The following is a 22,870-nucleotide window of genomic DNA, read 5'->3' as shown; positions in this document are numbered from 1 at the left end:
TACACCCGGCAACCCCGGGGGCCGGACCGACGGAGGAGCACACGTGACCGTGGAGAGCACTGCCGCGCGCAAGCCGCGACGCAGCGCCGGGACGAGGAAGTCCCCGAGCACCAAGCCCGAACTGGTTCAGCTTCTGACGCCCGAGGGCAAGCGCGTCAAGAACGCCGAGTACGACAAGTACGTCGCCGACATCACCCCCGAAGAGCTCCGCGGCCTCTACCGCGACATGGTGCTCACCCGCCGCTTCGACGCCGAGGCCACCTCCCTCCAGCGCCAGGGCGAACTGGGCCTGTGGGCCTCCCTGCTCGGCCAGGAGGCCGCCCAGATCGGCTCGGGCCGGGCACTGCGCGACGACGACTACGTCTTCCCGACCTACCGCGAGCACGGCGTGGCCTGGTGCCGCGGGGTCGACCCGACCAACCTGCTCGGCATGTTCCGCGGGGTGAACAACGGCGGCTGGGACCCGAACAGCAACAACTTCCACCTCTACACGATCGTCATCGGCTCCCAGACGCTGCACGCCACGGGCTACGCGATGGGCGTCGCCAAGGACGGCGCCGACTCCGCGGTCATCGCCTACTTCGGCGACGGCGCCTCCAGCCAGGGCGACGTGGCTGAATCGTTCACCTTCTCCGCGGTCTACAACGCCCCGGTGGTGTTCTTCTGCCAGAACAACCAGTGGGCCATCTCCGAGCCCACCGAGAGGCAGACCCGCGTCCCGCTCTACCAGCGCGCGCAGGGCTTCGGCTTCCCGGGCGTACGGGTCGACGGCAACGACGTGCTCGCGTCGCTGGCGGTCACCAAGTGGGCGCTGGAGCGGGCCCGCGCGGGCGAGGGGCCGACGCTCGTCGAGGCGTACACCTACCGGATGGGCGCCCACACCACCTCCGACGACCCCAGCAAGTACCGGGCCGACGAGGAGCGCGAGGCGTGGGAGGCGAAGGACCCGATCCTGCGCCTGCGCCGGTACCTGGAGGCCGCAAACCACGCGGACGAGGGATTCTTCGCGGAACTGGAGACCGAGTCCGAGGCGTTGGGAAGGCGAGTGCGTGAGGCGGTCCGTGCGATGCCGGACCCGGACCGTTTCGCCATCTTCGAGCACGCGTATGCGGACGGGCATGCGCTGGTCGACGAGGAGCGGGCCGGTTTCGCCGCCTACCAGGCGTCGTTCGCGGATGGGGAAGGGGCCTGATCATGGCGGCGGAGACTGTGACAACCAAGAACATGGCCCTGGCCAAGGCGATCAACGAATCGCTGCGGCGGGCGCTGGAGACCGACCCCAAGGTCCTGGTCATGGGCGAGGACGTCGGCAAGCTCGGCGGTGTCTTCCGGGTCACCGACGGCCTCCAGAAGGACTTCGGTGAGAGCCGGGTCGTGGACACCCCGCTCGCGGAGTCCGGCATCGTCGGCACCGCGATCGGGCTGGCGCTGCGCGGCTACCGGCCGGTGGTGGAGATCCAGTTCGACGGGTTCGTCTTCCCGGCCTACGACCAGATCGTCACCCAGCTCGCGAAGATGCACGCCCGTTCGCTGGGCAAGGTCAAGATGCCGGTCGTGGTGCGTATCCCCTACGGCGGCGGCATCGGCGCGGTCGAGCACCACTCGGAGTCCCCGGAGGCGCTGTTCGCGCACGTGGCGGGCCTGAAGGTGGTCAGCCCCTCCAACGCCTCGGACGCGTACTGGATGATGCAGCAGGCCATCCAGAGCGACGACCCGGTGATCTTCTTCGAGCCCAAGCGGCGCTACTGGGACAAGGGCGAGGTCAACACCGAGGCGATCCCCGGTCCGCTGCACAAGGCGCAGGTGGTCCGCGAGGGCACCGACCTGACCCTCGTCGCCTACGGCCCGATGGTCAAGCTCTGCAAGGAGGTCGCGGACGCGGCCGCCGAGGAGGGCAAGAACCTGGAGGTTCTGGACCTGCGTTCGGTCTCACCGCTGGACTTCGACGCGATCCAGGCCTCGGTGGAGAAGACCCGCCGCCTGGTGGTGGTGCACGAGGCGCCGGTGTTCTTCGGCTCCGGCGCGGAGATCGCCGCCCGGATCACCGAGCGGTGCTTCTACCACCTGGAGGCGCCGGTGCTGCGGGTGGGCGGCTATCACGCCCCCTACCCGCCGGCGCGCCTGGAGGAGGAGTACCTGCCGAGCCTGGACCGGGTACTGGATGCCGTCGACCGCGCCCTGGCGTACTGAGGAGAGGGTCGTGACGACGATGACGGACACGTCCGTACGCGAGTTCAAGATGCCCGACGTGGGTGAGGGCCTGACCGAGGCGGAGATCCTCAAGTGGTACGTCCAGGTGGGCGACACGGTCACCGACGGGCAGGTGGTGTGTGAGGTGGAGACGGCCAAGGCGGCCGTCGAACTGCCCATCCCCTACGACGGGGTGGTGCGCGACCTGCGCTTCCCCGAGGGCACCACGGTCGACGTGGGCACCGCGATCATCGCGATCGACGTGAGTGGCGGCGCCGCGCCCGAGGAGACCCCGGCCGAGCGGACGCAGACCGTGACTCCGGAGGCCCCCGCGGCCGCCGCCGAGAAGAAGCCGGAGGGCACCGGCCGCCAGCCGGTCCTGGTCGGCTACGGCGTGGCCGCCTCCTCCACCAAGCGGCGTCCCCGCAAGGGGCCCGAGGTGCCGGGCCAGCAGGCGTCGGCAGCCGTCCGGACCGAGCTGAACGGTCACGGGGCGGTGGCTCCGGCGGCGGCCCCCCGCCCGCTGGCCAAGCCCCCGGTGCGCAAGCTGGCCAAGGACCTGGGCGTCGACCTGACCACGGTGATCCCCACCGGTCCGGACGGAATCATCACCCGCGAGGACGTCCACGCGGCCGTCACCGCGACCGAGGCGCCGGTGCCGGTCACGCAGGCTCCGGTGACCCAGGCCCCCGCGGTCCCGGCGGCCCCGGCTGCCTCGTACGACACGGCCCGCGAGACCCGTGTCCCCGTCAAGGGGGTCCGCAAGGCCACAGCGCAGGCGATGGTCGGCTCCGCGTTCACCGCCCCGCACGTCACGGAGTTCGTGACGGTGGACGTGACCCGCACCCTCAAGCTCGTCGAGGAACTCAAGCAGGACAAGGACTTCGCGGGCCTGCGCGTCAACCCGCTCCTGCTGATCGCCAAGGCCCTCCTGGTCGCGATCAAGCGCAACCCGGACGTCAACGCGTCCTGGGACGAGGCGAACCAGGAGATCGTCCTCAAGCACTACGTCAACCTGGGCATCGCGGCGGCCACCCCGCGCGGCCTGATCGTCCCGAACATCAAGGACGCCGACGCGAAGACGCTTCCTCAGCTGGCCGAGGCGCTGGGCGAGTTGGTGGCGACGGCGAAGGAGGGCCGCACCTCGCCGACCGCGATGCAGGGCGGCACGGTGACCATCACCAACGTCGGCGTCTTCGGCGTCGACACCGGCACCCCCATCCTGCCGCCGGGCGAGTCCGCGATCCTCGCCGTCGGCGCGATCAAGCTCCAGCCCTGGGTGCACAAGGGCAAGGTGAAGCCCCGCCAGGTCACCACTCTGGCCCTCAGCTTCGACCACCGCCTGATCGACGGGGAGTTGGGCTCCAAGGTCCTCGCCGACGTGGCGGCGATCCTGGAACAGCCGAAGAAACTCATCACCTGGGCGTGACCCGCGCGCAGTGGACCAGTTGTCCAACACTGAAGGGACGGCCGCAAGTTCGGTTTGCGGCCGCCCCTTCAGTCATTCACGGGAGCACTCAGGGCTGGTTGAGCACATACACCGGAGCCCCGTCCTCGGCGGACAGGTCGGCGGTGGGCGCCGGGCGTTCGAGGACCAGGGCGTCGAGCCGGTTCGCGATGCGCTCCATGGCCAGAGCCATGGTCTGCTGGGCCGCGAGAGTGGCACGCTGCGTCTCCAGCATCTCGCGCTGTGACTCCAGCATTTCGCGGTGCGACTCCACGATCGCCTCCTGCAGCACGATCGACTTGTGCTGGGCGGCGGCGAACTGCTCGTCGGCCTGGAGATTGCGCTCTTCGAGCCGGACGATGGCCTCGGCGACCTGCTCCGGCATGGCGTAGGCGATGGGCGCGCCCGGCTCGGAGGGCTGCACCTCGGCCTCTTCGAGGGTGTAGGAGCCCTCTCGCTGGACGGTCTCGATCACTTCTGCGGCCCACTGTTTGAAGGGAGCGCAGGCGGGCTTGGTGCAGGCGTTGACGAGAAGGATCAGCCCTTGGAGAGAGATGACGTTCAGGTCTCGACGCCACTCTCTACCTGCGGGAACGCTGAGACCGTAACCTCCAGTTAGGGTCTCGAGAATGTCTCGGTGCTCTTCTGGGACATGGTCGGAGAGTGCCTTCTGGGTGTTGGTGTGTCCCAACTGTTTGCACACGTCCACTGCCGGAAACCAATGACTCCCGTCCGGCATGGTCAGTCGCCGAATCCGGTGTCCGGTCGCCGCGTAGACGAAGTCGCCGACGTCGATCGCCTCATGCCTCTTGCCCGCCTCGGGCCGCTTGCTGGGTTCGATATTCACCCCTGCGAGGGAAATTCCCAGGTTCGACACGTGTCCGGCATGACGAAGGGGCCCGCCGCTGCGACAGCGACGGGCCCCTCTTCGGATGTTCCGGTGCGTCAGCTGATCTTCGCGTAGCCGTAGTTGATGAGCTTCTTCACGTCGGTCGTGCGGTTGGCCGCGGACGAGGACGTCATGACGGCGCCGATGACGGACTCGCCGTTCTTCGTGGCGGCGAAGACGAGGCAGTACTTGGAATCGGTGCCCGAGCCGGTCTTGATGCCGAGCGTGCCGTTCCAGCCGAGCAGGGTGTTGGTGTTCGCCCAGGCACCCATGGTGCGGGTGCTGCCGGTCTTCGTGATCGTCTTGGCCGTGTAGGACTTGGTCTTCACGACGGACTTGAAGGTCGAGTTCTTCATCACGTTGCGGGCGAGCAGCGTGAGGTCCTTCGGCGTCGAGGCGTTCGCACCATTGCTTATGCCGTCGAACGAGTCGAACTTCGTGTTCGTCATGCCGAGGCTGCGGGCCGTCGTGTTCATCTTCGCGATGAACGACTTGGTGCGCGCGGAGACCGTCGAGCCCGAACCGAACTTGTCGGCGAGGGCCATCGCGGCGTCACAGCCGGACGGCAGCATCATCCCGTAGAGGAGCTGACGGACGGTCACCTTGTCGCCGACGATCAGGTGCGCGGACGACGCGCCCTTGGAGACGATGTAGTCGCTGTACGCCTTCTTGATGGTGACCTTGGCGTCCAGGTTCAGGTTCGACTGCGAGAGCACGACCTTGGCGGTCATGATCTTCGTGGTGGAAGCGGTGAGCCGCTTCGTGTTCGGCGCCTTGCTGTAGAGGGTCGAGCCGGTCGCGCTGTTCATCAGGAATCCGCCCTTGGCGGTGATGGTCGGCGTGGTGAGCGCCTGCGCGGGTGCCGCGGTGAGAGCTCCGGTGGCGAGCACTGCGCCGGTCGTGATCGCGACGGCTGCGGCTCTGCGGACGCGGAGGCCCTTGGTGGCGGTAATCAACTGAAATACCCCGAATACGTCGAATGCCCCTGAGTGCGGCCGAGTTGAAAGGGGAAGAAAGTGGGGCCGCACGTGTGTGACACGTAAGTAGCACACAAGGTTGTGCTCCGGATGGGGCGGGTGTCGTTTTCGTCGGTAAGAGTTCCGCGCGAGGTCCGCATACTGGACGGGACTCATCATGCGTACCTGTTGTATCTATGCTGTGGGCATGAGTCTGGCCGTGAAACAGCCGCCCGCCGCCGATCGCGTCTACGCCCACGTCAAGCAGGGCGTCCTGGACCGCCGTTACGAGGGCGGGACCCTGCTCACCGAGGGCGAGCTCGCCGAGGCCGTCGGGGTCTCCCGGACACCGGTGCGCGAGGCGCTGCTGCGGCTCCAGGTCGAAGGGCTGATCAAGCTCTACCCGAAAAAGGGAGCGCTGGTCCTGCCCGTCTCCGCACAGGAGATCGCCGACGTCGTCGAGACCCGGCAGCTCGTCGAGGAGCACGCCGCCCGCAAGGCCGTCCCCGCCTCCCCCCAGCTCATCGCGCGCCTCGAAGAACTGCTCGCGCGGCAGAAGGAGCAGGCCGCCGCCGGGGACCTGGCCGGCGCCGCCGTCACCGACCGCTGCTTCCACGCCGAGATCGTCCGCAGCGGCGGCAACGAGATCCTCAACCGGCTCTACGACCAGCTCCGCGACCGCCAGCTCAGGATGGGCGTCGCCGTCATGCACGCCCACCCGGACCGCATCACCAAGACCCTCACCGAGCACGAGCAGATCCTCCACGCCCTGCGCGCCGGCGACGCGGAGGCTGTCGTGGGACTGATCCACGGCCACGTCGAGTGGTTCTCCCACCTCGCCCGGGGTGAGGTCCGATGAGCAGGTCCACTCTTCCGGGTGACCCGCGCCCTCAGGGGGCGCCCCCGGGCGGCCGGCGCGCGATGGCCGTGTGGGGCATCGGCGTCTCCGTCTACTTCGTCGCCGTCATCTTCCGCACCTCGCTCGGGGTCGCCGGCCTCGACGCGGCCGACCGCTTCCATGTGAACGCCTCGGCCCTGTCGACGTTCTCGATCCTCCAGCTCCTCGTCTACGCCGGCATGCAGATACCGGTCGGCCTCCTCGTCGACCGGCTCGGCACCAAGAAGGTGCTGACGATCGGCGTGGTGCTCTTCACGGCGGGCCAGCTCGGCTTCGCGTTCTCACCGTCGTACGGCACCGCCCTCGCCTCGCGCGCCCTGCTCGGCTGCGGTGACGCCATGACCTTCATCAGCGTGCTGCGCCTGGGCACCCGCTGGTTCCCGGCCCGACGCGGCCCGCTGGTCGCACAGCTCGCCGGGCTCGCCGGCATGGCGGGCAACCTGGTCTCCACGCTGGTCCTGGCCCGGTTGCTGCACGGCATCGGCTGGACGCCCGCGTTCGCCGGCAGCTCGCTGGCGGGCGTGGTCGTGCTGGTCCTGCTGCTGCTCTTCCTCAAGGACCACCCCGAGGGGCACGAGCCGGAGCCCTTCCCGCACCGGGGAGCGGCCTACGTCCGGCGCCAGATCGCCGCGTCCTGGCGGGAGCCCGGCACCCGCCTCGGGCTGTGGGTGCACTTCACGACCCAGTTCCCGGCGATGGTGTTCCTGCTGCTGTGGGGCCTGCCGTTCCTCGTCGAGGCGCAGGGGCTGTCCCGGGCGGTGGCGGGCGAACTGCTCACCCTCGTCGTGCTGTCCAACATGGTCGTCGGTCTGGTCTACGGCCAGGTCGTCGCCCGGCACCACGGCGCACGGCTGCCGCTCGCGCTTGGGACCGTGGGCGCGACGGCGCTGCTGTGGGCGGCCACGCTGGCCTACCCGGGCGAGCGGGCGCCGATGTGGCTGCTGATCGTGCTGTGCGCGGTGCTCGGCTCGTGCGGACCGGCGTCGATGCTCGGCTTCGACTTCGCGCGGCCGGCGAATCCGCCGGAGCGGCAGGGCACCGCGTCGGGCATCACCAACATGGGCGGGTTCGTCGCGTCGATGACCACCCTGTTCGCCGTCGGTGTGCTCCTGGACGCGACCGGCGACGACTACACGGTCGCCTTCTCCTCCGTCTTCGTGCTCCAGGCGCTCGGCGTCAGCCAGATCCTGCGGCTGCGCGGACGCGCGGCCCGCCGGGAGCGGGAACGCCTGGTGGCAAGCCGGGTGGAGACGGTCCACGTGCCCGCCTGAACGGACGTCGGCGCACGGGGACGGGCCGGTCCCGCTCCGGCCGCCCCGTCCGCTACTTCGTGACGGTGAAGTTCCGCAGGATCGCCGACGTCAGGTCCGGGTCGCCCTCCGCCTTCACCCGGTCCGCCACCGACTCCGGGCTCACCCGACCGCAGGCCAGACGGACGTAGGTCTCCCAGTCGAGGCTGAGGGAGGCGGCCGGGCCGAGGGCGGGGGCGGTCTCCAGGGTGCCGCGTCCCTGGATGTCGACGCGGATGGTGCGCAGGAACTCGACGGGGCCGTGCACGTCGAAGACGATCGCCGAGCTGCGGGGCGCGTCCGCCTTGACGGCCACTATGTCGGGGAGCGCGGCGAGCAGGACGTCACGGGCGATGTGCGCGCCGGGGGAGTCGAGGTTGCCGGGCCGGCCCAGGGCGGCCCGCAGGTCCTGCTCGTGCACCCAGACGTCGAAGGCGTGCTGGCGCATGGAGTCCGCGAGGGTCAGTTCGGTCCCCAGCGGACCGCGCACCTTCGTGCCGGGGTCACGGGAGTCGTTCCGCAGCTGGCGGTTGCGGCGGATGATGACGTACTCCAGCTCGGAGGTCATCTCCGGCGCCGTGTGGTGACGGCGGACGTCGACCTGCATCTCCATGTACCGCTGGTGGTCGTTGGTGACGTGGAAGAGGTCGCGGGGAAGGGTGTGGATGGGCCGCGGGTCGCCCAGCATCTCGCAGTCCAGGCCGATGACATGGGACACCACATCCCTCACCGACCAGCCGGGGCACGGGGTTCGGCGGTTCCACTCCCCCTCCACGAGGGGGTTCACCAGCTCGGATATCGCTTCGATGGAGTGGGTCCAGGCGTCGGCGTAGGGCTGGAGGGTGGGATGCAGACTCACGGAACGGGACCCCTCGGCGGTCGGAGCACGGGCTGGTGATGGCGGCGTTGCCAGTGGAGGTGGTGGCTGTCGGCGGGTGTCTTGGAACGCTAAGTTACGCTGCTGTGAGGCACCCCGGCAGTGCTTTCGTGTGACGATCGTAGGCCCGTAATGGACGGCCCGAATGCCAGGACGGTGGTAGTGTGCGCGCCTCTGTGATCCAGATCGCCGTGGATGAGGGCGAATCGGTCGAATCGCGTCGGCGTCGCGTGGCGTCACTGGTACGGGACCAGGCCGGAGCCGACCTCGTCGTCCTGCCGGAACTGTGGACCACCGGGGCCTTCGCCTTCGAGGAGTTCGGGAGCGAGGCCGAGCCGCTGGAAGGGCCGACCCACGAGGTCATGGCGAAGGCCGCGAGCGACGCGGGCGTATGGCTGCACGCGGGCTCGATCCCCGAGCGGGCCCCTGACGGCACCCTCTACAACACCTCCCTCCTCTTCTCGCCCTCCGGTGAGCGCGCCGCCTCCTACCGCAAGATCCACCGCTTCGGCTTCGACAAGGGCGAGGCCGTGCTGATGGGCCGGGGCGAGGACCTGGTGACGGTCCGTCTGCCGGAGACGACCGTCGGCCTCGCCACCTGCTACGACCTCCGTTTCCCCGAACTCTTCCGCGGGCTCGTCGACGCGGGCGCCGAGACCCTGGTGATCCCCGCGGGCTGGCCGGAGCGCCGCCGGGAGCACTGGACGCTGCTGGCCCGGGCGCGGGCGGTCGAGAACCAGGCGTTCGTGCTCGCTTGTGGAACGGCCGGGACGCACGCGGGAGTTCCACAGGCAGGTCACTCGATCGTGGTGGATCCCTGGGGCGAGGTTCTCGCGGAGGCGGGCGCCGGCGAGCAGGTCCTCACGGTGGAGTTCGACCCCGGGAAGGTGGCCGTGACCCGGGAGCAGTTCCCGGCCCTGAAGGACCGGGTGCTCTGAAACCGGGCCCTCACCCCCGGCCACCGGGTCAGTCGTCCTCCCGCTCCTTCTCCGCGAGGTGGATCACGCACACCGCCACCGCGATGAGCAGCGCCGGATCCGCGTCGTCCCGGACGATGTCGACGCCGTAGGTCTCCCGGACGTGCAGCCAGCGCCGCGAGACCACCGCGAGCAGCTCACCGTCGTACTCGACGGCGAACTCCCGGTCGAGGATCTTGCCGCTGACGTCGAGTTCGGTGCCGCCGTCGGCGAGGGTCACCCGGTAGTGGTTGCGCAGCAGCGACAGGCGTTTGCGCTTGATCTTCGCCAGGGGCACGCCGTCCCGCTCGATCACCATGGTGTCGCGCAGGGCGAACATCTTCTGGTGGATGTCGATCAGGACCCGCCCGTGGGTGTCCTTCAGCTCGAAGGTGTCCCGGACCCGCATGGCCTTGCCGTCGACGAGGAAGACCTTGTTGCCCCGGTCGTCCTCGATCCAGTAGTCGTCACCGATGCCGAGCAGCCGGTCGCGTACGAGGAATCTCATGCCGTTACCGCTTCCCCCGCGCCGGTCCCGAAACGCCGCCGGTAGGCCGACGGGCTGAGTCCCGTCTCGCGCCGCACACGCGCGCGGAGGTTCGCGGCCGTCCCCAGACCGCTCCGCGCGGCCACCACGTCCAGCCGCTCCTCCCCGCGCTCGATGAGCCGGCAGGCCAGCGCCACCCGCTCCCCCGTCAGCCAGGCCAGCGGAGTCGTGCCGAGCTGCGCCTGGAAGCGGCGGTGCAGGGTCGCGGGGGAGACGGCCGCGCGGGCCGCCAGGCCGGCGACGGTCAGCGGCTCCCCCAGCCGTTCCTGCGCCCACGCGAGCAGCGGTCCCAGCGACTCGTCCCGTACGTCCGGTACGGGCCGCTCCACGAACTGCCGCTGCCCGCCGTCGCGGTGGGCGGCGAAGACGAGCCTGCGGGAGACCGCGTTCGCGACCTCGGCGCCGTGATCCCGTCGTACGAGGTGCAGCCCCAGGTCGAGCGCCGAGGCGCTGCCGGACGCGGTGAGGATGTCGCCGTCGTCGACGAAGAGGACGTCGGGTTCGAGCCGGACGCGCGGGAAGCGGGCCCGGAAGGAGTCGGCCCACATCCAGTGACAGGAGGCCCGCCGCCCGTCCAGCAGCCCGGCCTCCGCCAGCGTGAAGGCGCCCGAGCAGAAGCCGACGAGCCGGGCGCCACGCGTGTGTGCCCGTCGTACGGCGTCCAGCACGCGGGGCGAGCGCGGGGCGTCGATGTCGGGCCGGTTCGGCACGATCAGGGTGTCCGCCTCGTCCGCCGCCTCCAGACCGGCGACCCCGGTCAGGGTGAAGAAGCCGTCCCGCATACGGATGCTCGGCCCGTCTGCGCACAGGGTGAAGTCGTACAGCTCCCGGCCCAGTTCCGGCCGCCGCAGCCCGAAGACCTCGATGGCGCAGCTCATTTCGAACGGGTTGGAGTTCTCGTCCACCAGCAGGACGACACGGTGAGAGGATTCTTGCGCCATGTGCGATTTCTAGCACTCGTACGGCGGCCGTGGCGCCCGCACGATGACGCCATGGCAATCGAACCCGTCTCCCTGCCCGCCGCGCTGGCCTCCTTCACCGAGCAGTGGAGCCCCCGCATCGTCACCGCCGTCAACGACTACGACGTGCGCGTCACCCATGTCGAGGGCGAGCACCTGTGGCACGTGCACGACGACACCGACGAGTTCTTCCTGGTCCTCGACGGCGAACTGCACATCTCCCTGCGCGAGCCGGCCGGCGAACGCACGGTCGTCCTGCCGAGGCTGTCCGTCTTCACCGTCCCGCGAGGCGTCGAGCACAAGCCCTACGCCCCCGTCCCGACCGACATCCTCCTCCTCGAACCGACCGGCACCTCCACGGTCGGCGACCGCCACGACGAGGTACCGGCCCACGTGGACGTGACGACGGGGCACGCGCTGAACCGGTGACCACCAGGCGCGGCGGGTCGGTGTTCCTTACATGCCGTATCCGTCGGAGTATCCGTCGCGGCGCCGCTCCTCGACGACCGTCGACGTGGTGGGCGGTACCACCACGCGCCGCCGCCGGGCGATGCTGCTGAACGTCGTCACGCCGATCAGTCCCACGATCATCAGGATCACACCGACCAGGTCGAGGTTGACCCCCTGCATGTGCCAGTCGGTGGCGAACGTGAGGATTGCTCCCACGGCGATGAGGATGATGCACCCGCCGAGGCCCATGAGTGTCGCCTCCCTGTCCGGTCCGGTAGTTCCGGTCCGGAATCCCGGGTACCCCCACTTCCCGCGAACTACCCCTCCAGAAACGCCACCAGAGCGTTCGCCAGCAGATGCGGGTCGTCGGCGCCGCACAACTCCCGGACGCTGTGCATCGACAGGATCGCCACCCCGATGTCGACGGTCTTGATGCCGTGCCGGGCCGCGGTGATCGGGCCGATGGTCGTGCCGCAGGGCATGGAGTTGTTGGAGACGAAGGACTGGAAGGGCACCCCGGCCCGCTCGCAGGCGGCGGCCCACACGGCCCGCCCCGAACCGTCGGTGGCGTAGCGGTTGTTGACGTTGACCTTGAGGATCGGGCCGCCGTTGACGCGCGGGTGGTGCGTCGGGTCGTGCCGCTCCGCGTAGTTGGGGTGCACGGCGTGCCCGGTGTCGGAGGACAGGCAGACCGTCCCCGCGAAGGCCCGCGCCCGGTCCTCGTACGACCCGCCGCGCGCGAACACCGAGCGCTCCAGCACCCCGCCGAGCAGCGGCCCGTCCGCCCCGGTGTCCGACTGCGAACCGTTCTCCTCGTGGTCGAAGGCGGCGAGGACCGGGATGTACGGCAGCCCGGACGTGCCGGACACCGCGGTCAGGGCGGCCACCCCGGCGTGCACGGACAGCAGGTTGTCCATCCGCGGGCCGGCCAGCAGCTCCTTGTCCCGGCCCAGGTAGGCGGGCGCCTCCACGGAGTGGGTCATCAGGTCCCAGCCGGTCACCTCGCCCGCGCCGAGCCCCAGTTCCTCCTCCAGGAAGGCGATCAGGTCGCCGTCGCGCACGTCGTCGCCGAGACCCCAGACGGGCTGGAGGTGCCGCTGCTTGTCGAGCTTGAGCCCGTCCGAGGACACCGCGCGGTCCAGGTGGATGGCGAGCTGGGGCACTCTCAGCAGCGGCCGGTCCACGTTCACCAGCCGCGTCGAACCGTCCCGCAGGGTCAGCCGGCCGGCCAGCCCCAGGTCACGGTCCAGCCAGGAGTTCATCAGGGGACCGCCGTAGATCTCCACGGCGACCTGGCGCCAGCCGTGCGCTCCGCTGTCCGGCAGCGGCTTGACCCGCAGGTTCGGGGAGTCGGTGTGCGCGCCGACGATGCGGTACGGCGTGTGGGGCGCCGCGTCCTCGGGGACGTACCAGGCGATGATCGCGCCGCCGCGCAGCACGTACTTGCCGCCGCTCGCCCCGTCCCAGGCGTCCGTCTCCGAGACCTGGCGGAAGCCGGCCTTCTCCAGGCGCTCGGCGGCGTTCGCCACCGCGTGGTACGGGGTGGGGCTCGCCGCCAGGAAGGTCATGAGGTCGTCGGTGTGGCCGCGGTCGAAGCGGTGGGGTGCGCTCATGGGGTTCACCTTAACGACGTACGAGAGCCCGCTCCCGGCGATGGGAGCGGGCTCTCGTGCGGACGGTGTGGAGCTGTGCAGGTGTGTCCTAGAACGCGGCCCCGCCCGGAACGGAGCGCGGCGTCGCGGGGACTAGAACGCGGCCTCGTCCAGCTCCATCAGGTCCAGCTCGACGCCCTCGGCGACCTTGCGGGCCAGGGTCACGCCGGGCAGGACGTTGGCCGCGAAGAACTTCGCCGCCGCGATCTTGCCGGTGTAGAACGCCTTGTCCCTGGCGGAGGCGGTCTCCAGCTTCTCGGCGGCGATCGCGGCGCCCTTGAGGAGCAGGTAGCCGACGACGACGTCACCGGAGGCCATCAGCAGGCGGGTGGTGTTGAGGCCCACCTTGTAGATGTTCTTGACGTCCTGCTCGGTGGCCGCGAGGTCGGTCAGCATCAGGCCGACGATCGCCTCCAGCTCGACGGCCGCCTTCGCGAGGTGCTCACGGGCGCCCGCGAGCTCCTCGCCGCCGGTGCCGAGCGCCAGGAACTTCTTGATGTCCTCGGCGAGGGAGTTCAGCGCGGCGCCCTGGTTGCGGACGATCTTCCGGAAGAAGAAGTCCTGGCCCTGGATCGCGGTGGTGCCCTCGTACAGGGTGTCGATCTTGGAGTCCCGGATGTACTGCTCGATCGGGTACTCCTGGAGGAAGCCGGAGCCGCCGAAGGTCTGGAGGGACTGGGCGAGCAGCTCGTAGGCCTTCTCGGAGCCGTAGCCCTTCACGATCGGCAGGAGCAGGTCGTTGAGGGCGTTCTCGGTGGAGACGTCCTCGCCGGCCGCCTCCTTGACCTGGATCTCGTCCTGGACGGCCGCGGTGTACATCACCAGGGCGCGCATGCCCTCCGCGTACGCCTTCTGCGTCATCAGCGAGCGGCGCACGTCGGGGTGGTGGGTGATGGTGACCTTGGGGGCGGTCTTGTCCATGAAGTTGGCCAGGTCCGGACCCTGGACGCGCTCCTTGGCGTACTCCAGCGCGTTGAGGTAGCCGGTGGAGAGCGTGGAGATCGCCTTCGTGCCGACCATCATGCGGGCGAACTCGATGATGCGGAACATCTGGCGGATGCCGTCGTGCTTGTCGCCGATCAGCCAGCCCTTGGCGGGGTGGCGGTCACCGAAGGTCATCTCGCAGGTGTTGGAGGCCTTCAGGCCCATCTTGTGCTCGACGTTCGTCGCGTAGACGCCGTTGCGCTCGCCCAGCTCGCCGGTCTCGAAGTCGAAGAGGTATTTGGGAACGAGGAAGAGGGACAGCCCCTTGGTGCCGGGACCGGCGCCCTCGGGCCGCGCGAGGACGTAGTGGAGGATGTTCTCCTCCATGTCGTGCTCACCGGACGTGATGAAGCGCTTGACGCCCTCGATGTGCCAGGAGCCGTCCTCCTGCTGGACCGCCTTGGTGCGGCCGGCGCCCACGTCCGAGCCGGCGTCCGGCTCGGTGAGGACCATGGTGGAGCCCCACTGCTTGTCCACGGCGATCTTCGCGATGTGCTTCTGCACGTCGTTGCCCTCGTCGAAGAGGATGCCCGCGAAGGCCGGGCCGGAGGAGTACATCCACACGGCCGGGTTGGCGCCGAGGATCAGCTCCGCGTACGCCCAGATGAGCGAGCGGGGCGCGGTGGTGCCGCCGATCTCCTCGGGCAGGCCCAGCCGCCAGTACTCGGAGTCCATGAAGGCCTTGTAGCTCTTCTTGAAGGACGCCGGGACGGGCGCGGTGTTCGTCTCGGGGTCGAAGACCGGCGGGTTGCGGTCGGCGTCCGCGAAGGACTCCGCCAGCTCGTTCTCCGAGAGGCGGGTCAGCTCCTCCAGGATGCTCTTCGCGGTCTCGACGTCCATCTCCGCGAAGGGCCCGGTGCCGTACAGCTTGTCGCGGCCGAGTACTTCGAAGAGGTTGAACTCGATGTCGCGCAGATTCGACTTGTAGTGCCCCATGGCGACGGCTCCGTAAAGAGTTCGGCGAGGCACCTGGTTCCTCGCGCTAGTTCACATACCAACAAGTAGCTACGATGATGCTACCCGTCGGTAATAAGCCGCAACCCCGAGCCCGCCATCTGTGACGGTTCACACCGTGACGGTCAGTGTCGCGGTGTAGCCCTTCTCGACGCCTCCTGTCACGGCCGCGAGCTGCTGATCGTGGCCGTCCCGGAAGACGCTGTCCGACTCCAGCGAGAGCCGGCCCAGGTTGTCCACGCTCCGCTCGTAGCCCTCGGTCGCGTACACCGTGTCGCAGACGTCCTTCGGGAGCGCGAGCTGCGAGGTGTTCGTGATCGCGGTGGCCCGCGTCGCGTCCCGGAGGCTGCCGTAGACCTCGAAGTGGATGTGCGGCCAGCGGCCGGTGTAGCAGCCGGGGAAGACCGTGGTGAAGGTGACCTGCCCCTTCGCGTCGGTCTCCTGGACGCCCCGCAGGTAGTTCTCGTCGGTGACGCCCTCGGTGTAGAGGGAGTAGCCGCCCTCCCGGTCGCAGTGCCAGACGTAGACGGCGGCCCCCTTCCTCGGGTCCGCACAGCCGGAGCCGGCGTCCAGCACGGTGAGCGTGAGCGTCAGGGGCACGCCCTCGGCGGTGCCGCCGGCCGAGTCGCCGAAGCTCCGGGTGAGGTCGCGGCGGACGACCCCGCTCTCCTTCAGCACGTTCACGCCGTTCGAGCCGTCGCCGGGGTAGGGGCCGGCGGTCTCCTCGGGGACCGTGGCGCAGTCCGCCGCCGAGGTGGAGGAGGAGGTGGCGTCGGCCGTGCAGCCCGCCAGGGGTACCAGGGCCGCCCCCACCCCCGCTCCCGCCATGAGCCTGATCATCCGTCGGCGGGCGAGCACGGGAAGGTCGTAGGAGAGCCCTCTGTCGTGCTCGTGGCTCTCGTCGTCGTGGTGTCGGCGCATGGGTCGACGCTACGAGCGACGGGCCCCGCAGACCCAGAGCCGGCGGCTGTCGGGTCGCTGTCGGTTTCCCGCATGGCCGGTAGCCGTCCGCGGCCCCCGCACCCCTCGGTACGCTTACGCCCATGTACGGCTACGACCAGAACGCCGGCGCCCAGCAGCAGTACGGCGTCCCACCGCAGCAGCCCATGGCCGGCGGTGTGGGCGGGTACGGCCAGCAGCCGCCGCTGTACCCCGAGCCGTCCCCGCCCTCCCTCGCGGACGCGGTGCGTGCCTTCACCACCGGGCAGCTGGCGGCGGAGGACTTCCAGCAGGTCTTCGCCACGTCCAAGGTCTACTGCCCGCGCGGCGACAACCCCGGCTTCCTCGCCCTGCACAACACCCAGCAGCCGGTGATCCCCATGTTCACCACCCTCAAGGAGCTGCGGCGGTACGCGGGCAAGGAGTCCAAGTACTTCGTCATCACCGGCGCCGAGGTCCTCGACCTGCTGCCCACGGGCTACGGCTTCGTCCTGGACATGGAGGGCGAACACCGGATCGTCTTCGACGCGAAGGCCGTGGAGCAGATGGTCGAGTTCGCGATGCGGCGGATGTACGGGTAGCCGTCGCATCGCGAGTTCAAAACTCCCGTTCGATTGTCACTGCCATGCCATAGAGTTCCCTTCGGCAGCCGCGCCCCGCACGCCACCGCCTTCCGGCGGTTCGCGTCCGGGTGCCGCGCGGCGCTTTCAGCTCTCCCGGCACCGCCGGGATTCTCTGTGGGGGTTCATCACTGTGCGCATGCGCAGCACCTCGACCGCGACGGCGCTCGCGGTCATGTTCAGCTCGGTGGCGCTCGGCGTCGCCGCGGCCGGCACCGCTTCGGCCGCCTCCGCCGTGGTCACCAGCCCCGGCGGCCTCGTCGTGGACGACGCCCTCCGGCGGGTCTTCGTCAGCGACCAGGCCGACGGCCAGATCCTGGCCACCGACTACAACGGCACCCTCGTCGCCCAGGCCACCGGCCTCGACAACGCCGGTGACCTCGCCGTCTCCGACGACGGCGCCACCCTCTACGCGGCCCTGCCCACCAGCCACGAGATCGTCGCCCTGAACGCGGCCGACCTCCAGGTCAAGGCCCGCTACCCGGTCGCCACCGGCACCGGCCCGCGCCACGTGGCCTTCGCCGGGGGCAAGGTCTGGTTCTCCTACGGCGACCAGTGGGACGGCGACCTGGGCTCGGTCGACTTGGCGGTGGACCCGACGACGGGCGCCGACCCGGTGGCGCTGACCCAGCTCCCGACCGAGGGAACGGGCAGCGGGCTGTGGGGGCAGGCCCTGCTGGACACCGACCCGCTGCGGCCGGGCCTGCTGGCCGTCGGCGTGACCGGGGTCTCCACGGGCGCCGAGGCCGTCCTCGACGTGTCGAGCGGCACGCCCGAGGTGATCGCCTGGAACGACACCTCGTACGAGCTGAACGACGGCGTGGGCGACATCGACCTCGTCGCCGGCGACGACAAGGTGCTCGTCAACGGCACCGACCGGCACGCCTATGCGAACGGCAGCCTCACCAAGGCCGGCGCCTACCCGGGCGGACAGTCCGCGGACGTCGGACGCAGCGGCCTGATCGCCCAGGTCACCGGCACCAAGGTCGCGATCTACCGGCCCAGCGCCACGCAGCCGGTCCGCTCCTACAGCACCGGCACCCAGCCCGCGGCCGACGTGGCCTGGGCCGGCGACTCCTCCCGGGTCTTCGCCCTCGTCGCCGGCAACGGCGGCTGGACGGTCAAGGTGCTCACCGACCCCAACCTCAACGTCCCCACCCTCACGGTCAACGCGCCCTCCACCGCCACCCGGGCCAAGTCGCTCACCGTCACCGGCAAGCTCTCGGCGACGGTGCCGCTGCCCGCCGGGGCCAAGCTCTCGGTCACCCGCACCGACCTGGACAGCCCGAACGGCAAGGCGCTGCCGGCCGTCACGGTGAAGGCCGACGGCACGTACTCCTTCACCAACACCCCGCCCGCCGGCGGCAAGGTGACGTACACGGTGAAGTACGCGGGCGACGCCACGCACACCGCGGCCACCGCCTCCGACAGCGTCGAGGTCTCCCGCGCCGCGACCACGCTGAGCCTGAACAACAACGGCAAGCTGTACAACTACGGCACCGACGTCAAGTTCACCGCGCACCTCGGCACGACGTACAAGAACCGCTCGGTCTCGATCTACGCGGACCCCTTCGGCAGCGACCGGGGGAAGAAGCTGATCAAGACCGGCACCGTCAACGCCGACGGCAACATCTCCGCCGTGGTGGACATGACCCGCGACACCAAGGTCACCGCGGTCTTCTCGGGCGACGCCCGGTACAAGCCGAAGACGGTGGCCTCCACGGCGTACGCCCGGGTCAAGGTCTCCACGGCCGTCTCCAAGCACTACAAGACGGCGAAGATCGGCTCGACGTCGTACTACTGGTTCCACAAGAACACCGACCCGGTGCTCACCACGACGATGACCTACTACCCGGGCCGCGAGCAGCGCATGGACCTCGAGGTCTACTACCAGGGCACCTGGTACTCGGCGGGCTCGGAGTACTTCGCGCTCGGCTCGAACGGCAAGTCGGCCGTCACGCTCGAGGCGGCCGGTGAGTCCGGCATCCGGGCGCGGATGCGGTCGGTGTACGTCAACGGCTCGTCCGGCGACACCGTGAACTCGACGACCTACGGGGCATGGAAGTACCTGTACTTCAGCAACTGACGCGGTAGGCCCGTGACGGAAGGCCCGGAGGGAATTCCCTCCGGGCTTCTGCCGTTAGGGGTGGCAGGAAGTTCAACGCTCAACTAAACTCGAACCAACCACAAGGAGGTACCGACATGCCCGCAGTGACTGTCGACAACCCGCTGACCCTGCCGCGCGTGGCCGCGACGGCGGACGCGGTGGCCCGTCCCGTCCTCGGCGTGACGACCGCGCCGAGTGGCTTCGAGGGGGAGGGCTTCCCGGTGCGCAGGGCGTTCGCGGGAATCCATTACCGGCACCTCGATCCGTTCATCATGATGGATCAGATGGGTGAGGTGGAGTATGCGCCGGGAGAGCCCAAGGGCACCCCCTGGCACCCGCACCGCGGCTTCGAGACCGTCACCTACATCATCGACGGGATCTTCGACCACCAGGACTCCAACGGCGGTGGGGGCACCATCACCAACGGCGACACCCAGTGGATGACGGCCGGTTCGGGTCTCCTGCACATCGAGGCTCCGCCGGAGGCCCTCGTGATGTCCGGCGGGCTCTTCCACGGGCTCCAGCTCTGGGTGAACCTGCCGGCCAAGGACAAGATGATGGCGCCGCGCTACCAGGACATCCGGGGCGGCAACGTGCAACTGCTGTCGACGCCGGACGGTGGCGCGCTGCTCCGTGTCATCGCCGGTGAGCTGGACGGCCACCAGGGTCCCGGTGTCACCCACACCCCGATCACGATGATCCACGCGACGCTGGCGCCGGGCGCGGAGATCACCCTTCCGTGGCGTGAGGACTTCAACGGGCTGGCGTACGTGCTGGCGGGCCGCGGTGCGGTGGGCGCCGAGCGCCGCCCGATCCACCTGGGCCAGACGGCGGTCTTCGGAGCCGGCGGTTCGCTGACCGTCCGCGCGGACGAGAAGCAGGACTCGAACACTCCGGACATGGAGGTCGTCCTGCTGGGCGGACAGCCGATCCGCGAACCGATGGCCCACTACGGCCCGTTCGTCATGAACACCCGCGAGGAACTCCAGCAGGCGTTCGACGACTTCCAGAAGGGGCGGCTGGGGACGGTACCGGCGGTGCACGGAATGACCGAGGGCGGGCTGTAGGTCGCCCGCCGGGCGTCACGCGGCGCCTTCGGGCTTCTCCCAGGTGGTGACGTCCATGGTGACGGACGACAGGCCGCCCTCGTAGTTCGCGTCGTCCGCCTGCCAGCCGAGGACGGTGATGGCCGCGACCCGGTTCTCGTCGGTGAGCACGCACGCCGTGAGTCCCCGGCGGATGTTCTTCTGGTCGACGGCGAATCCGAACTCGGTGGCCGCGGCGCAACTCTCCGCGGTCGCGGGGCCGTCGACGGTGGCGAGGTCGCCGTTGTCGCCGACGATGGCATAGCCGTCGGCGGCGTTCGCGGGCAGCGAGAAGATGATGTCGGACTGGCCGTTGGTGAAGTCCAGGTCCACGTTGGATCCCGAACGCAGGACGACCTTGCGGTGCTCCCGTACCGCCGCCGGCCCCGCGTCGACCGCCTGGGTGACACCCGGCGTCGGGGATTGCGGTGGCCCGGTCTTCGCCGGCGCCGCCGCGGCGTCGGCCCCGCCTGAGGTCACGCTCGTGCCCGGCGTGACGCCCGCACCGCTCGGGCTGCCCTGGCCCTGACCGGTCAGCATCCAGTAGGTCCCCGCGCCGGCCACGGTCAGGGCGGCGAGGGCGACGAGAGCCAGCGTCGATCCCTTGAACGAGAAGCCGCCCTTCCCCACCTTGATGTGGTTCTTGGAAGGCTCGCGTTCGGCGCCTTCGTACGACAGCGAGAACGAGGACCCCTTGGCACGGTCCTTCTGGGATGCGGGCTTGCCCATGCGACTTCCTTGCCTGCGGTCGGGTCACGGCCAGGGCACACATCGTGCAGGCGGTGCGGGAGCCGTCGCCGCCAGTCGCTCGGTGGTCACTTGAATGGGTGAGAGTGGGGGATGCGTGTTGACGTCTGCCGCCTGACCCCGCCCTATGCGGAGGGCTCGCCGGAGGACTCGCACAGCTCGAACCAGATGCTCATGCCCTCGCCCCGGGGGTCCACCCCCCACACGTCCGCCAGGAGCTCGATCAGCATCAGACCCCGGCCGGAGGAGGCCAGCTCGCCGGGGCGGCGTTTGTGCGGGAGGTCGTCGCTGGTGTCGGTGACCTCGATCCGCATCCGGCGCTCGCCCGCCTCACCGCGGACCTCCGCGAGCAGCAGCGCGTCCGCGTCGGTGTGGACGAGGACGTTGGTCAGCATCTCGGACAGCAGCAGGACCGCCGAGTCGACCTGGTCCGCGGAGGGCCAGTCGTGCAGCAGTTCGCGGAGCTGCTGGCGGGCCACCCCGACCCGTTCGGGCTCCGCCTGGGCCACCGACAGCATGGTGCGGCGGACCGTGGGCCTTACGACGGCCGGGTCCCGGGCGTCTCCCTCCCGGTGCAGCAGCAGGACCGCGATGTCGTCCTCGCGGCGGTCGGCGAGGGGGCCGGTGGTGTGGTGCGAGGAGGGGCCGTGGACGGCCTGGATCAGGGCGTCGGCGAGTGCCTCCAGGTCGCCGTCATGGGTCTCCAGGATGGCGCGGATGCGCTTCCAGCCGGTCTCGAAGTCGTGGCCGCCGGTCTCGATCAGCCCGTCGGTGCACAGCATCAGCGTCTCGCCCGGCTCCAGGGTGATCCGGGTCGTGGGGTAGTCGGCGTCCGGGTCGATGCCCAGCGGGAGACCGCCCTCGGTGCGGCGGGCCAGGACCGTGCCGTCGGCCATGCGGATCGCCGGGTCGGGATGGCCCGCCCGGGCCACCTCCAGAACGCCGGTCACCGGATCGGCCTCGACGTACAGGCAGGTCGCGAAGCGCGTGTCGGAGGGGTCGTCGACGCCGTACGCCATGCCGTTGAGGAAGCGTGAGGCGCGGGAGAGGACCGCGTCGGGGCGGTGGCCCTCGGCGGCGTAGGCGCGCAGGGCGATGCGGAGCTGGCCCATCAGGCCCGCCGCCCGTACGTCATGGCCCTGGACGTCCCCGATGACCAGGGCGAACCGTCCGGTGCCGGACTTCGTCCGGGAGGTGCCCCCGGGCAGCGGGATCATGTCGTACCAGTCGCCGCCGACCTGGAGGCCGCCGCCGGTGGGGACGTAGCGGGCGGCGACGGTCATGCCCGGTATCTCGGGGCCCAGGGTGGGGAGCATCGAGCGCTGGAGGCCGTCGGTCAGTTCGCGTTCCGACTCGGCCAGGCCCGCGCGGGACAGGGCCTGGGCCAGCATGCGGGCCACCGTCGTGAGGACCGAGCGCTCGTCCGGGGTGAAGGCGACCGGGTAGGCGAAGGCCGCCATCCACGCGCCCATCGTGCGGCCGGCCACCGTCAGGGGCAGGAACGCCCAGGACTGACGGTCGAAGCGCTGGGCGAGCGGCCAGGTGACCGGGTAGCGCGAGCGGTAGGCCTCGGGGCTGGAGAGATAGACGGCACGGCCCGTGCGCACGACCTCGGCGGCCGGGTAGTCCGTCCCCAGGGACATGTGCGAGAAGGGGCTCTCGTCACCGGGCTGCTGGCCGTGGTGGCCGATGATCGTCAAACGGTCGCCCTCGACGCCGAAGACGGCCAGACCGTCGGGGCTGAAACCCGGCATGGACAGGCCCGCGGCCACCCGCAGCACCTCGGCGGTGGAGCGGGCCTCGGCGAGGGCGCGGCCCGCGTCCAGCAGGAAGGCCTCGCGGGAGCGCCGCCAGTCGCCGGTGACCGCGGTGCGTCCGGCGGGGGTGCCGGGGGTCGGCTCGGTGACCTCCTGGAGGGTGCCGATCAGCCGGAACGACTTCTTGGCCCGGTCGTACGACGGCTTGGAGCGGCTGCGCACGGTACGGGTCACCCGGCCCCGCTCGTCCATGATCCTGATCCGGACCTCGGCGAGCGTGTCCTCGGCGACGGCGAGTCCGACGACGCTGATGATCTCGTTCCAGTCGACCGGGTGCAGCCGGGCCCGTGCCTGGGCCTCCGTGAGGGTGGCCCGCTCGGCGGGCAGCCCGAGCAGCCGGGCGGCCTCCGCGTCGACCGTGACCAGTTCGGTGGCGGTGTCCCATTGCCACAGGCCGGTCGCGAGGGCGGTGAGGACCTCCCCCACGGCGGGCAGGGGCTCACCAGTGCGCATTGCCCCACTTTAAGAACAGGGGCTCCGGAAGTGCCACTGTTGGCCGAGTCGTAA

20 protein-coding genes and 1 pseudogene are annotated in these 22,870 nt (G+C 70.1%); 10 read left to right on the top strand and 11 right to left on the bottom strand.

Translation table 11 applies throughout. The features are described from left to right. Nucleotides 1-43 precede the first annotated feature (43 nt). The 3 genes from pdhA to ABZ098_RS24890 are packed head-to-tail and all read left to right on the top strand — an operon-like array spanning nucleotide 44 to nucleotide 3,619. Complete coding sequence (gene pdhA / locus ABZ098_RS24900) at nucleotides 44-1,192, top strand: pyruvate dehydrogenase (acetyl-transferring) E1 component subunit alpha (protein WP_356594620.1); 1,149 nt, start codon at nucleotides 44-46, stop codon at nucleotides 1,190-1,192. A gap of 2 nt (nucleotides 1,193-1,194) precedes the next feature. Further along, the gene (locus ABZ098_RS24895; protein WP_356594618.1) at nucleotides 1,195-2,190 is read left to right on the top strand and encodes an alpha-ketoacid dehydrogenase subunit beta; all 996 of its coding nucleotides are present in this window, start codon (nucleotides 1,195-1,197) and stop codon (nucleotides 2,188-2,190) included. A 10-nt stretch (nucleotides 2,191-2,200) separates the two neighbouring features. Next, nucleotides 2,201-3,619, top strand: a complete 1,419-nt coding sequence (locus tag ABZ098_RS24890; RefSeq protein ID WP_356594616.1) for a dihydrolipoamide acetyltransferase family protein — start codon at nucleotides 2,201-2,203, stop codon at nucleotides 3,617-3,619. A gap of 145 nt (nucleotides 3,620-3,764) precedes the next feature. On the opposite strand, the pseudogene ABZ098_RS24885 reads toward ABZ098_RS24890, so the two are convergent. After that, a pseudogene (locus tag ABZ098_RS24885) lies at nucleotides 3,765-4,484 on the bottom strand (Bro-N domain-containing protein); the annotation flags it as partial. A gap of 98 nt (nucleotides 4,485-4,582) precedes the next feature. Continuing rightward, nucleotides 4,583-5,482, bottom strand: coding sequence for a serine hydrolase (locus ABZ098_RS24880; RefSeq protein ID WP_356594614.1), 900 nt, complete (start codon nucleotides 5,480-5,482; stop codon nucleotides 4,583-4,585). 208 nt (nucleotides 5,483-5,690) lie between these two features. Here ABZ098_RS24880 and ABZ098_RS24875 point away from each other — a divergent pair, with 208 nt between their 5' ends. Continuing rightward, nucleotides 5,691-6,341 (top strand): GntR family transcriptional regulator, encoded by a 651-nt coding sequence (locus ABZ098_RS24875; protein ID WP_356594612.1) that lies wholly within the window; start codon nucleotides 5,691-5,693, stop codon nucleotides 6,339-6,341. Beyond that, entirely contained in the window at nucleotides 6,338-7,651 is a 1,314-nt protein-coding gene (locus ABZ098_RS24870; RefSeq protein ID WP_356594610.1) for an MFS transporter, read from the top strand. The genes ABZ098_RS24875 and ABZ098_RS24870 overlap by 4 nt, the downstream gene beginning before the upstream one ends. A 52-nt stretch (nucleotides 7,652-7,703) precedes the next feature. Here ABZ098_RS24870 and ABZ098_RS24865 read toward each other — a convergent pair whose 3' ends face one another. Then, nucleotides 7,704-8,528 (bottom strand): maleylpyruvate isomerase family mycothiol-dependent enzyme, encoded by an 825-nt coding sequence (locus tag ABZ098_RS24865; RefSeq protein ID WP_356594608.1) that lies wholly within the window; start codon nucleotides 8,526-8,528, stop codon nucleotides 7,704-7,706. Between the two features lie 182 nt (nucleotides 8,529-8,710). On the opposite strand from ABZ098_RS24865, the gene ABZ098_RS24860 reads away from it, so the two are divergent. After that, the gene (locus ABZ098_RS24860; protein WP_356594606.1) at nucleotides 8,711-9,484 is read left to right on the top strand and encodes a carbon-nitrogen family hydrolase; all 774 of its coding nucleotides are present in this window, start codon (nucleotides 8,711-8,713) and stop codon (nucleotides 9,482-9,484) included. Nucleotides 9,485-9,512: 28 nt separating this feature from the next. On the opposite strand, the gene ABZ098_RS24855 is transcribed toward ABZ098_RS24860, so the two are convergent. Beyond that, nucleotides 9,513-10,010, bottom strand: coding sequence for an LURP-one-related family protein (locus ABZ098_RS24855; protein ID WP_356594604.1), 498 nt, complete (start codon nucleotides 10,008-10,010; stop codon nucleotides 9,513-9,515). After that, a complete protein-coding gene (locus ABZ098_RS24850; protein ID WP_356594602.1) occupies nucleotides 10,007-10,990 on the bottom strand; it encodes a helix-turn-helix domain-containing protein in 984 nt (327 codons plus the stop codon). Before ABZ098_RS24850 ends, ABZ098_RS24855 begins: the two co-directional genes overlap by 4 nt. A 51-nt stretch (nucleotides 10,991-11,041) precedes the next feature. Here ABZ098_RS24850 and ABZ098_RS24845 point away from each other — a divergent pair, with 51 nt between their 5' ends. Beyond that, on the top strand, nucleotides 11,042-11,437 hold the full coding sequence (locus ABZ098_RS24845; RefSeq protein ID WP_356594601.1) for a cupin domain-containing protein: 396 nt from the start codon (nucleotides 11,042-11,044) through the stop codon (nucleotides 11,435-11,437). Nucleotides 11,438-11,464: 27 nt separating this feature from the next. Here the strand turns inward: ABZ098_RS24845 and ABZ098_RS24840 are convergent, their stop codons facing one another. From ABZ098_RS24840 to ABZ098_RS24825, 4 genes are all read right to left on the bottom strand, one after another. Further along, nucleotides 11,465-11,707 (bottom strand): DUF6458 family protein, encoded by a 243-nt coding sequence (locus tag ABZ098_RS24840; protein WP_356594599.1) that lies wholly within the window; start codon nucleotides 11,705-11,707, stop codon nucleotides 11,465-11,467. A gap of 68 nt (nucleotides 11,708-11,775) precedes the next feature. Continuing rightward, complete coding sequence (locus ABZ098_RS24835; RefSeq protein ID WP_356594597.1) at nucleotides 11,776-13,071, bottom strand: M18 family aminopeptidase; 1,296 nt, start codon at nucleotides 13,069-13,071, stop codon at nucleotides 11,776-11,778. A 132-nt stretch (nucleotides 13,072-13,203) separates the two neighbouring features. Beyond that, nucleotides 13,204-15,030, bottom strand: a complete 1,827-nt coding sequence (locus ABZ098_RS24830) for an acyl-CoA dehydrogenase (protein WP_356594595.1) — start codon at nucleotides 15,028-15,030, stop codon at nucleotides 13,204-13,206. Nucleotides 15,031-15,159: 129 nt separating this feature from the next. Then, the gene (locus tag ABZ098_RS24825) at nucleotides 15,160-15,969 is read right to left on the bottom strand and encodes an intradiol ring-cleavage dioxygenase (RefSeq protein ID WP_356594593.1); all 810 of its coding nucleotides are present in this window, start codon (nucleotides 15,967-15,969) and stop codon (nucleotides 15,160-15,162) included. 122 nt (nucleotides 15,970-16,091) lie between these two features. Between ABZ098_RS24825 and ABZ098_RS24820 the strand changes: the two genes are divergently transcribed. The 3 genes from ABZ098_RS24820 to ABZ098_RS24810 all read left to right on the top strand — a co-directional run bounded on the left by ABZ098_RS24820 (nucleotide 16,092) and on the right by ABZ098_RS24810 (nucleotide 19,781). Next, entirely contained in the window at nucleotides 16,092-16,568 is a 477-nt protein-coding gene (locus tag ABZ098_RS24820) for an SseB family protein (RefSeq protein ID WP_123990455.1), read from the top strand. A gap of 178 nt (nucleotides 16,569-16,746) precedes the next feature. Next, nucleotides 16,747-18,693: an Ig-like domain repeat protein gene (locus ABZ098_RS24815; RefSeq protein ID WP_356594591.1), complete on the top strand. Its 1,947-nt coding sequence runs from the start codon at nucleotides 16,747-16,749 to the stop codon at nucleotides 18,691-18,693. A gap of 116 nt (nucleotides 18,694-18,809) precedes the next feature. After that, on the top strand, nucleotides 18,810-19,781 hold the full coding sequence (locus ABZ098_RS24810; RefSeq protein ID WP_356594589.1) for a pirin family protein: 972 nt from the start codon (nucleotides 18,810-18,812) through the stop codon (nucleotides 19,779-19,781). Between the two features lie 15 nt (nucleotides 19,782-19,796). On the opposite strand, the gene ABZ098_RS24805 is transcribed toward ABZ098_RS24810, so the two are convergent. Both ABZ098_RS24805 and ABZ098_RS24800 read right to left on the bottom strand, forming a co-directional pair. Continuing rightward, nucleotides 19,797-20,528, bottom strand: a complete 732-nt coding sequence (locus tag ABZ098_RS24805) for a hypothetical protein (RefSeq protein ID WP_356594587.1) — start codon at nucleotides 20,526-20,528, stop codon at nucleotides 19,797-19,799. Between the two features lie 143 nt (nucleotides 20,529-20,671). After that, on the bottom strand, nucleotides 20,672-22,816 hold the full coding sequence (locus ABZ098_RS24800; protein ID WP_356594585.1) for a SpoIIE family protein phosphatase: 2,145 nt from the start codon (nucleotides 22,814-22,816) through the stop codon (nucleotides 20,672-20,674). Nucleotides 22,817-22,870 lie beyond the last annotated feature (54 nt).

The sequence above is a fragment of the Streptomyces sp. NPDC006335 genome, assembly GCF_040612795.1.
GTDB lineage: Bacteria > Actinomycetota > Actinomycetes > Streptomycetales > Streptomycetaceae > Streptomyces.
Note: the sequence above shows the minus strand (reverse complement) of the source record. Positions and strands in the feature narration are given on the sequence as shown.

Bases quoted from the DNA above. Each gene is read 5' to 3' on its own strand.
- ABZ098_RS24895 (WP_356594618.1), top strand. From the start codon at position 1,195: ATGGCGGCGGAGACTGTGACAACCAAGAACATGGCCCTGGCCAAGGCG.
- ABZ098_RS24875 (WP_356594612.1), top strand. From the start codon at position 5,691: ATGAGTCTGGCCGTGAAACAGCCGCCCGCCGCCGATCGCGTCTACGCC.
- ABZ098_RS24870 (WP_356594610.1), top strand. From the start codon at position 6,338: ATGAGCAGGTCCACTCTTCCGGGTGACCCGCGCCCTCAGGGGGCGCCC.
- ABZ098_RS24855 (WP_356594604.1), bottom strand. From the start codon at position 10,010: ATGAGATTCCTCGTACGCGACCGGCTGCTCGGCATCGGTGACGACTAC.
- ABZ098_RS24850 (WP_356594602.1), bottom strand. From the start codon at position 10,990: ATGGCGCAAGAATCCTCTCACCGTGTCGTCCTGCTGGTGGACGAGAAC.
- ABZ098_RS24845 (WP_356594601.1), top strand. From the start codon at position 11,042: ATGGCAATCGAACCCGTCTCCCTGCCCGCCGCGCTGGCCTCCTTCACC.
- ABZ098_RS24840 (WP_356594599.1), bottom strand. From the start codon at position 11,707: ATGGGCCTCGGCGGGTGCATCATCCTCATCGCCGTGGGAGCAATCCTC.
- ABZ098_RS24835 (WP_356594597.1), bottom strand. From the start codon at position 13,071: ATGAGCGCACCCCACCGCTTCGACCGCGGCCACACCGACGACCTCATG.
- ABZ098_RS24830 (WP_356594595.1), bottom strand. From the start codon at position 15,030: ATGGGGCACTACAAGTCGAATCTGCGCGACATCGAGTTCAACCTCTTC.
- ABZ098_RS24825 (WP_356594593.1), bottom strand. From the start codon at position 15,969: ATGCGCCGACACCACGACGACGAGAGCCACGAGCACGACAGAGGGCTC.
- ABZ098_RS24820 (WP_123990455.1), top strand. From the start codon at position 16,092: ATGTACGGCTACGACCAGAACGCCGGCGCCCAGCAGCAGTACGGCGTC.
- ABZ098_RS24815 (WP_356594591.1), top strand. From the start codon at position 16,747: ATGCGCAGCACCTCGACCGCGACGGCGCTCGCGGTCATGTTCAGCTCG.
- ABZ098_RS24810 (WP_356594589.1), top strand. From the start codon at position 18,810: ATGCCCGCAGTGACTGTCGACAACCCGCTGACCCTGCCGCGCGTGGCC.
- ABZ098_RS24805 (WP_356594587.1), bottom strand. From the start codon at position 20,528: ATGGGCAAGCCCGCATCCCAGAAGGACCGTGCCAAGGGGTCCTCGTTC.
- ABZ098_RS24800 (WP_356594585.1), bottom strand. From the start codon at position 22,816: ATGCGCACTGGTGAGCCCCTGCCCGCCGTGGGGGAGGTCCTCACCGCC.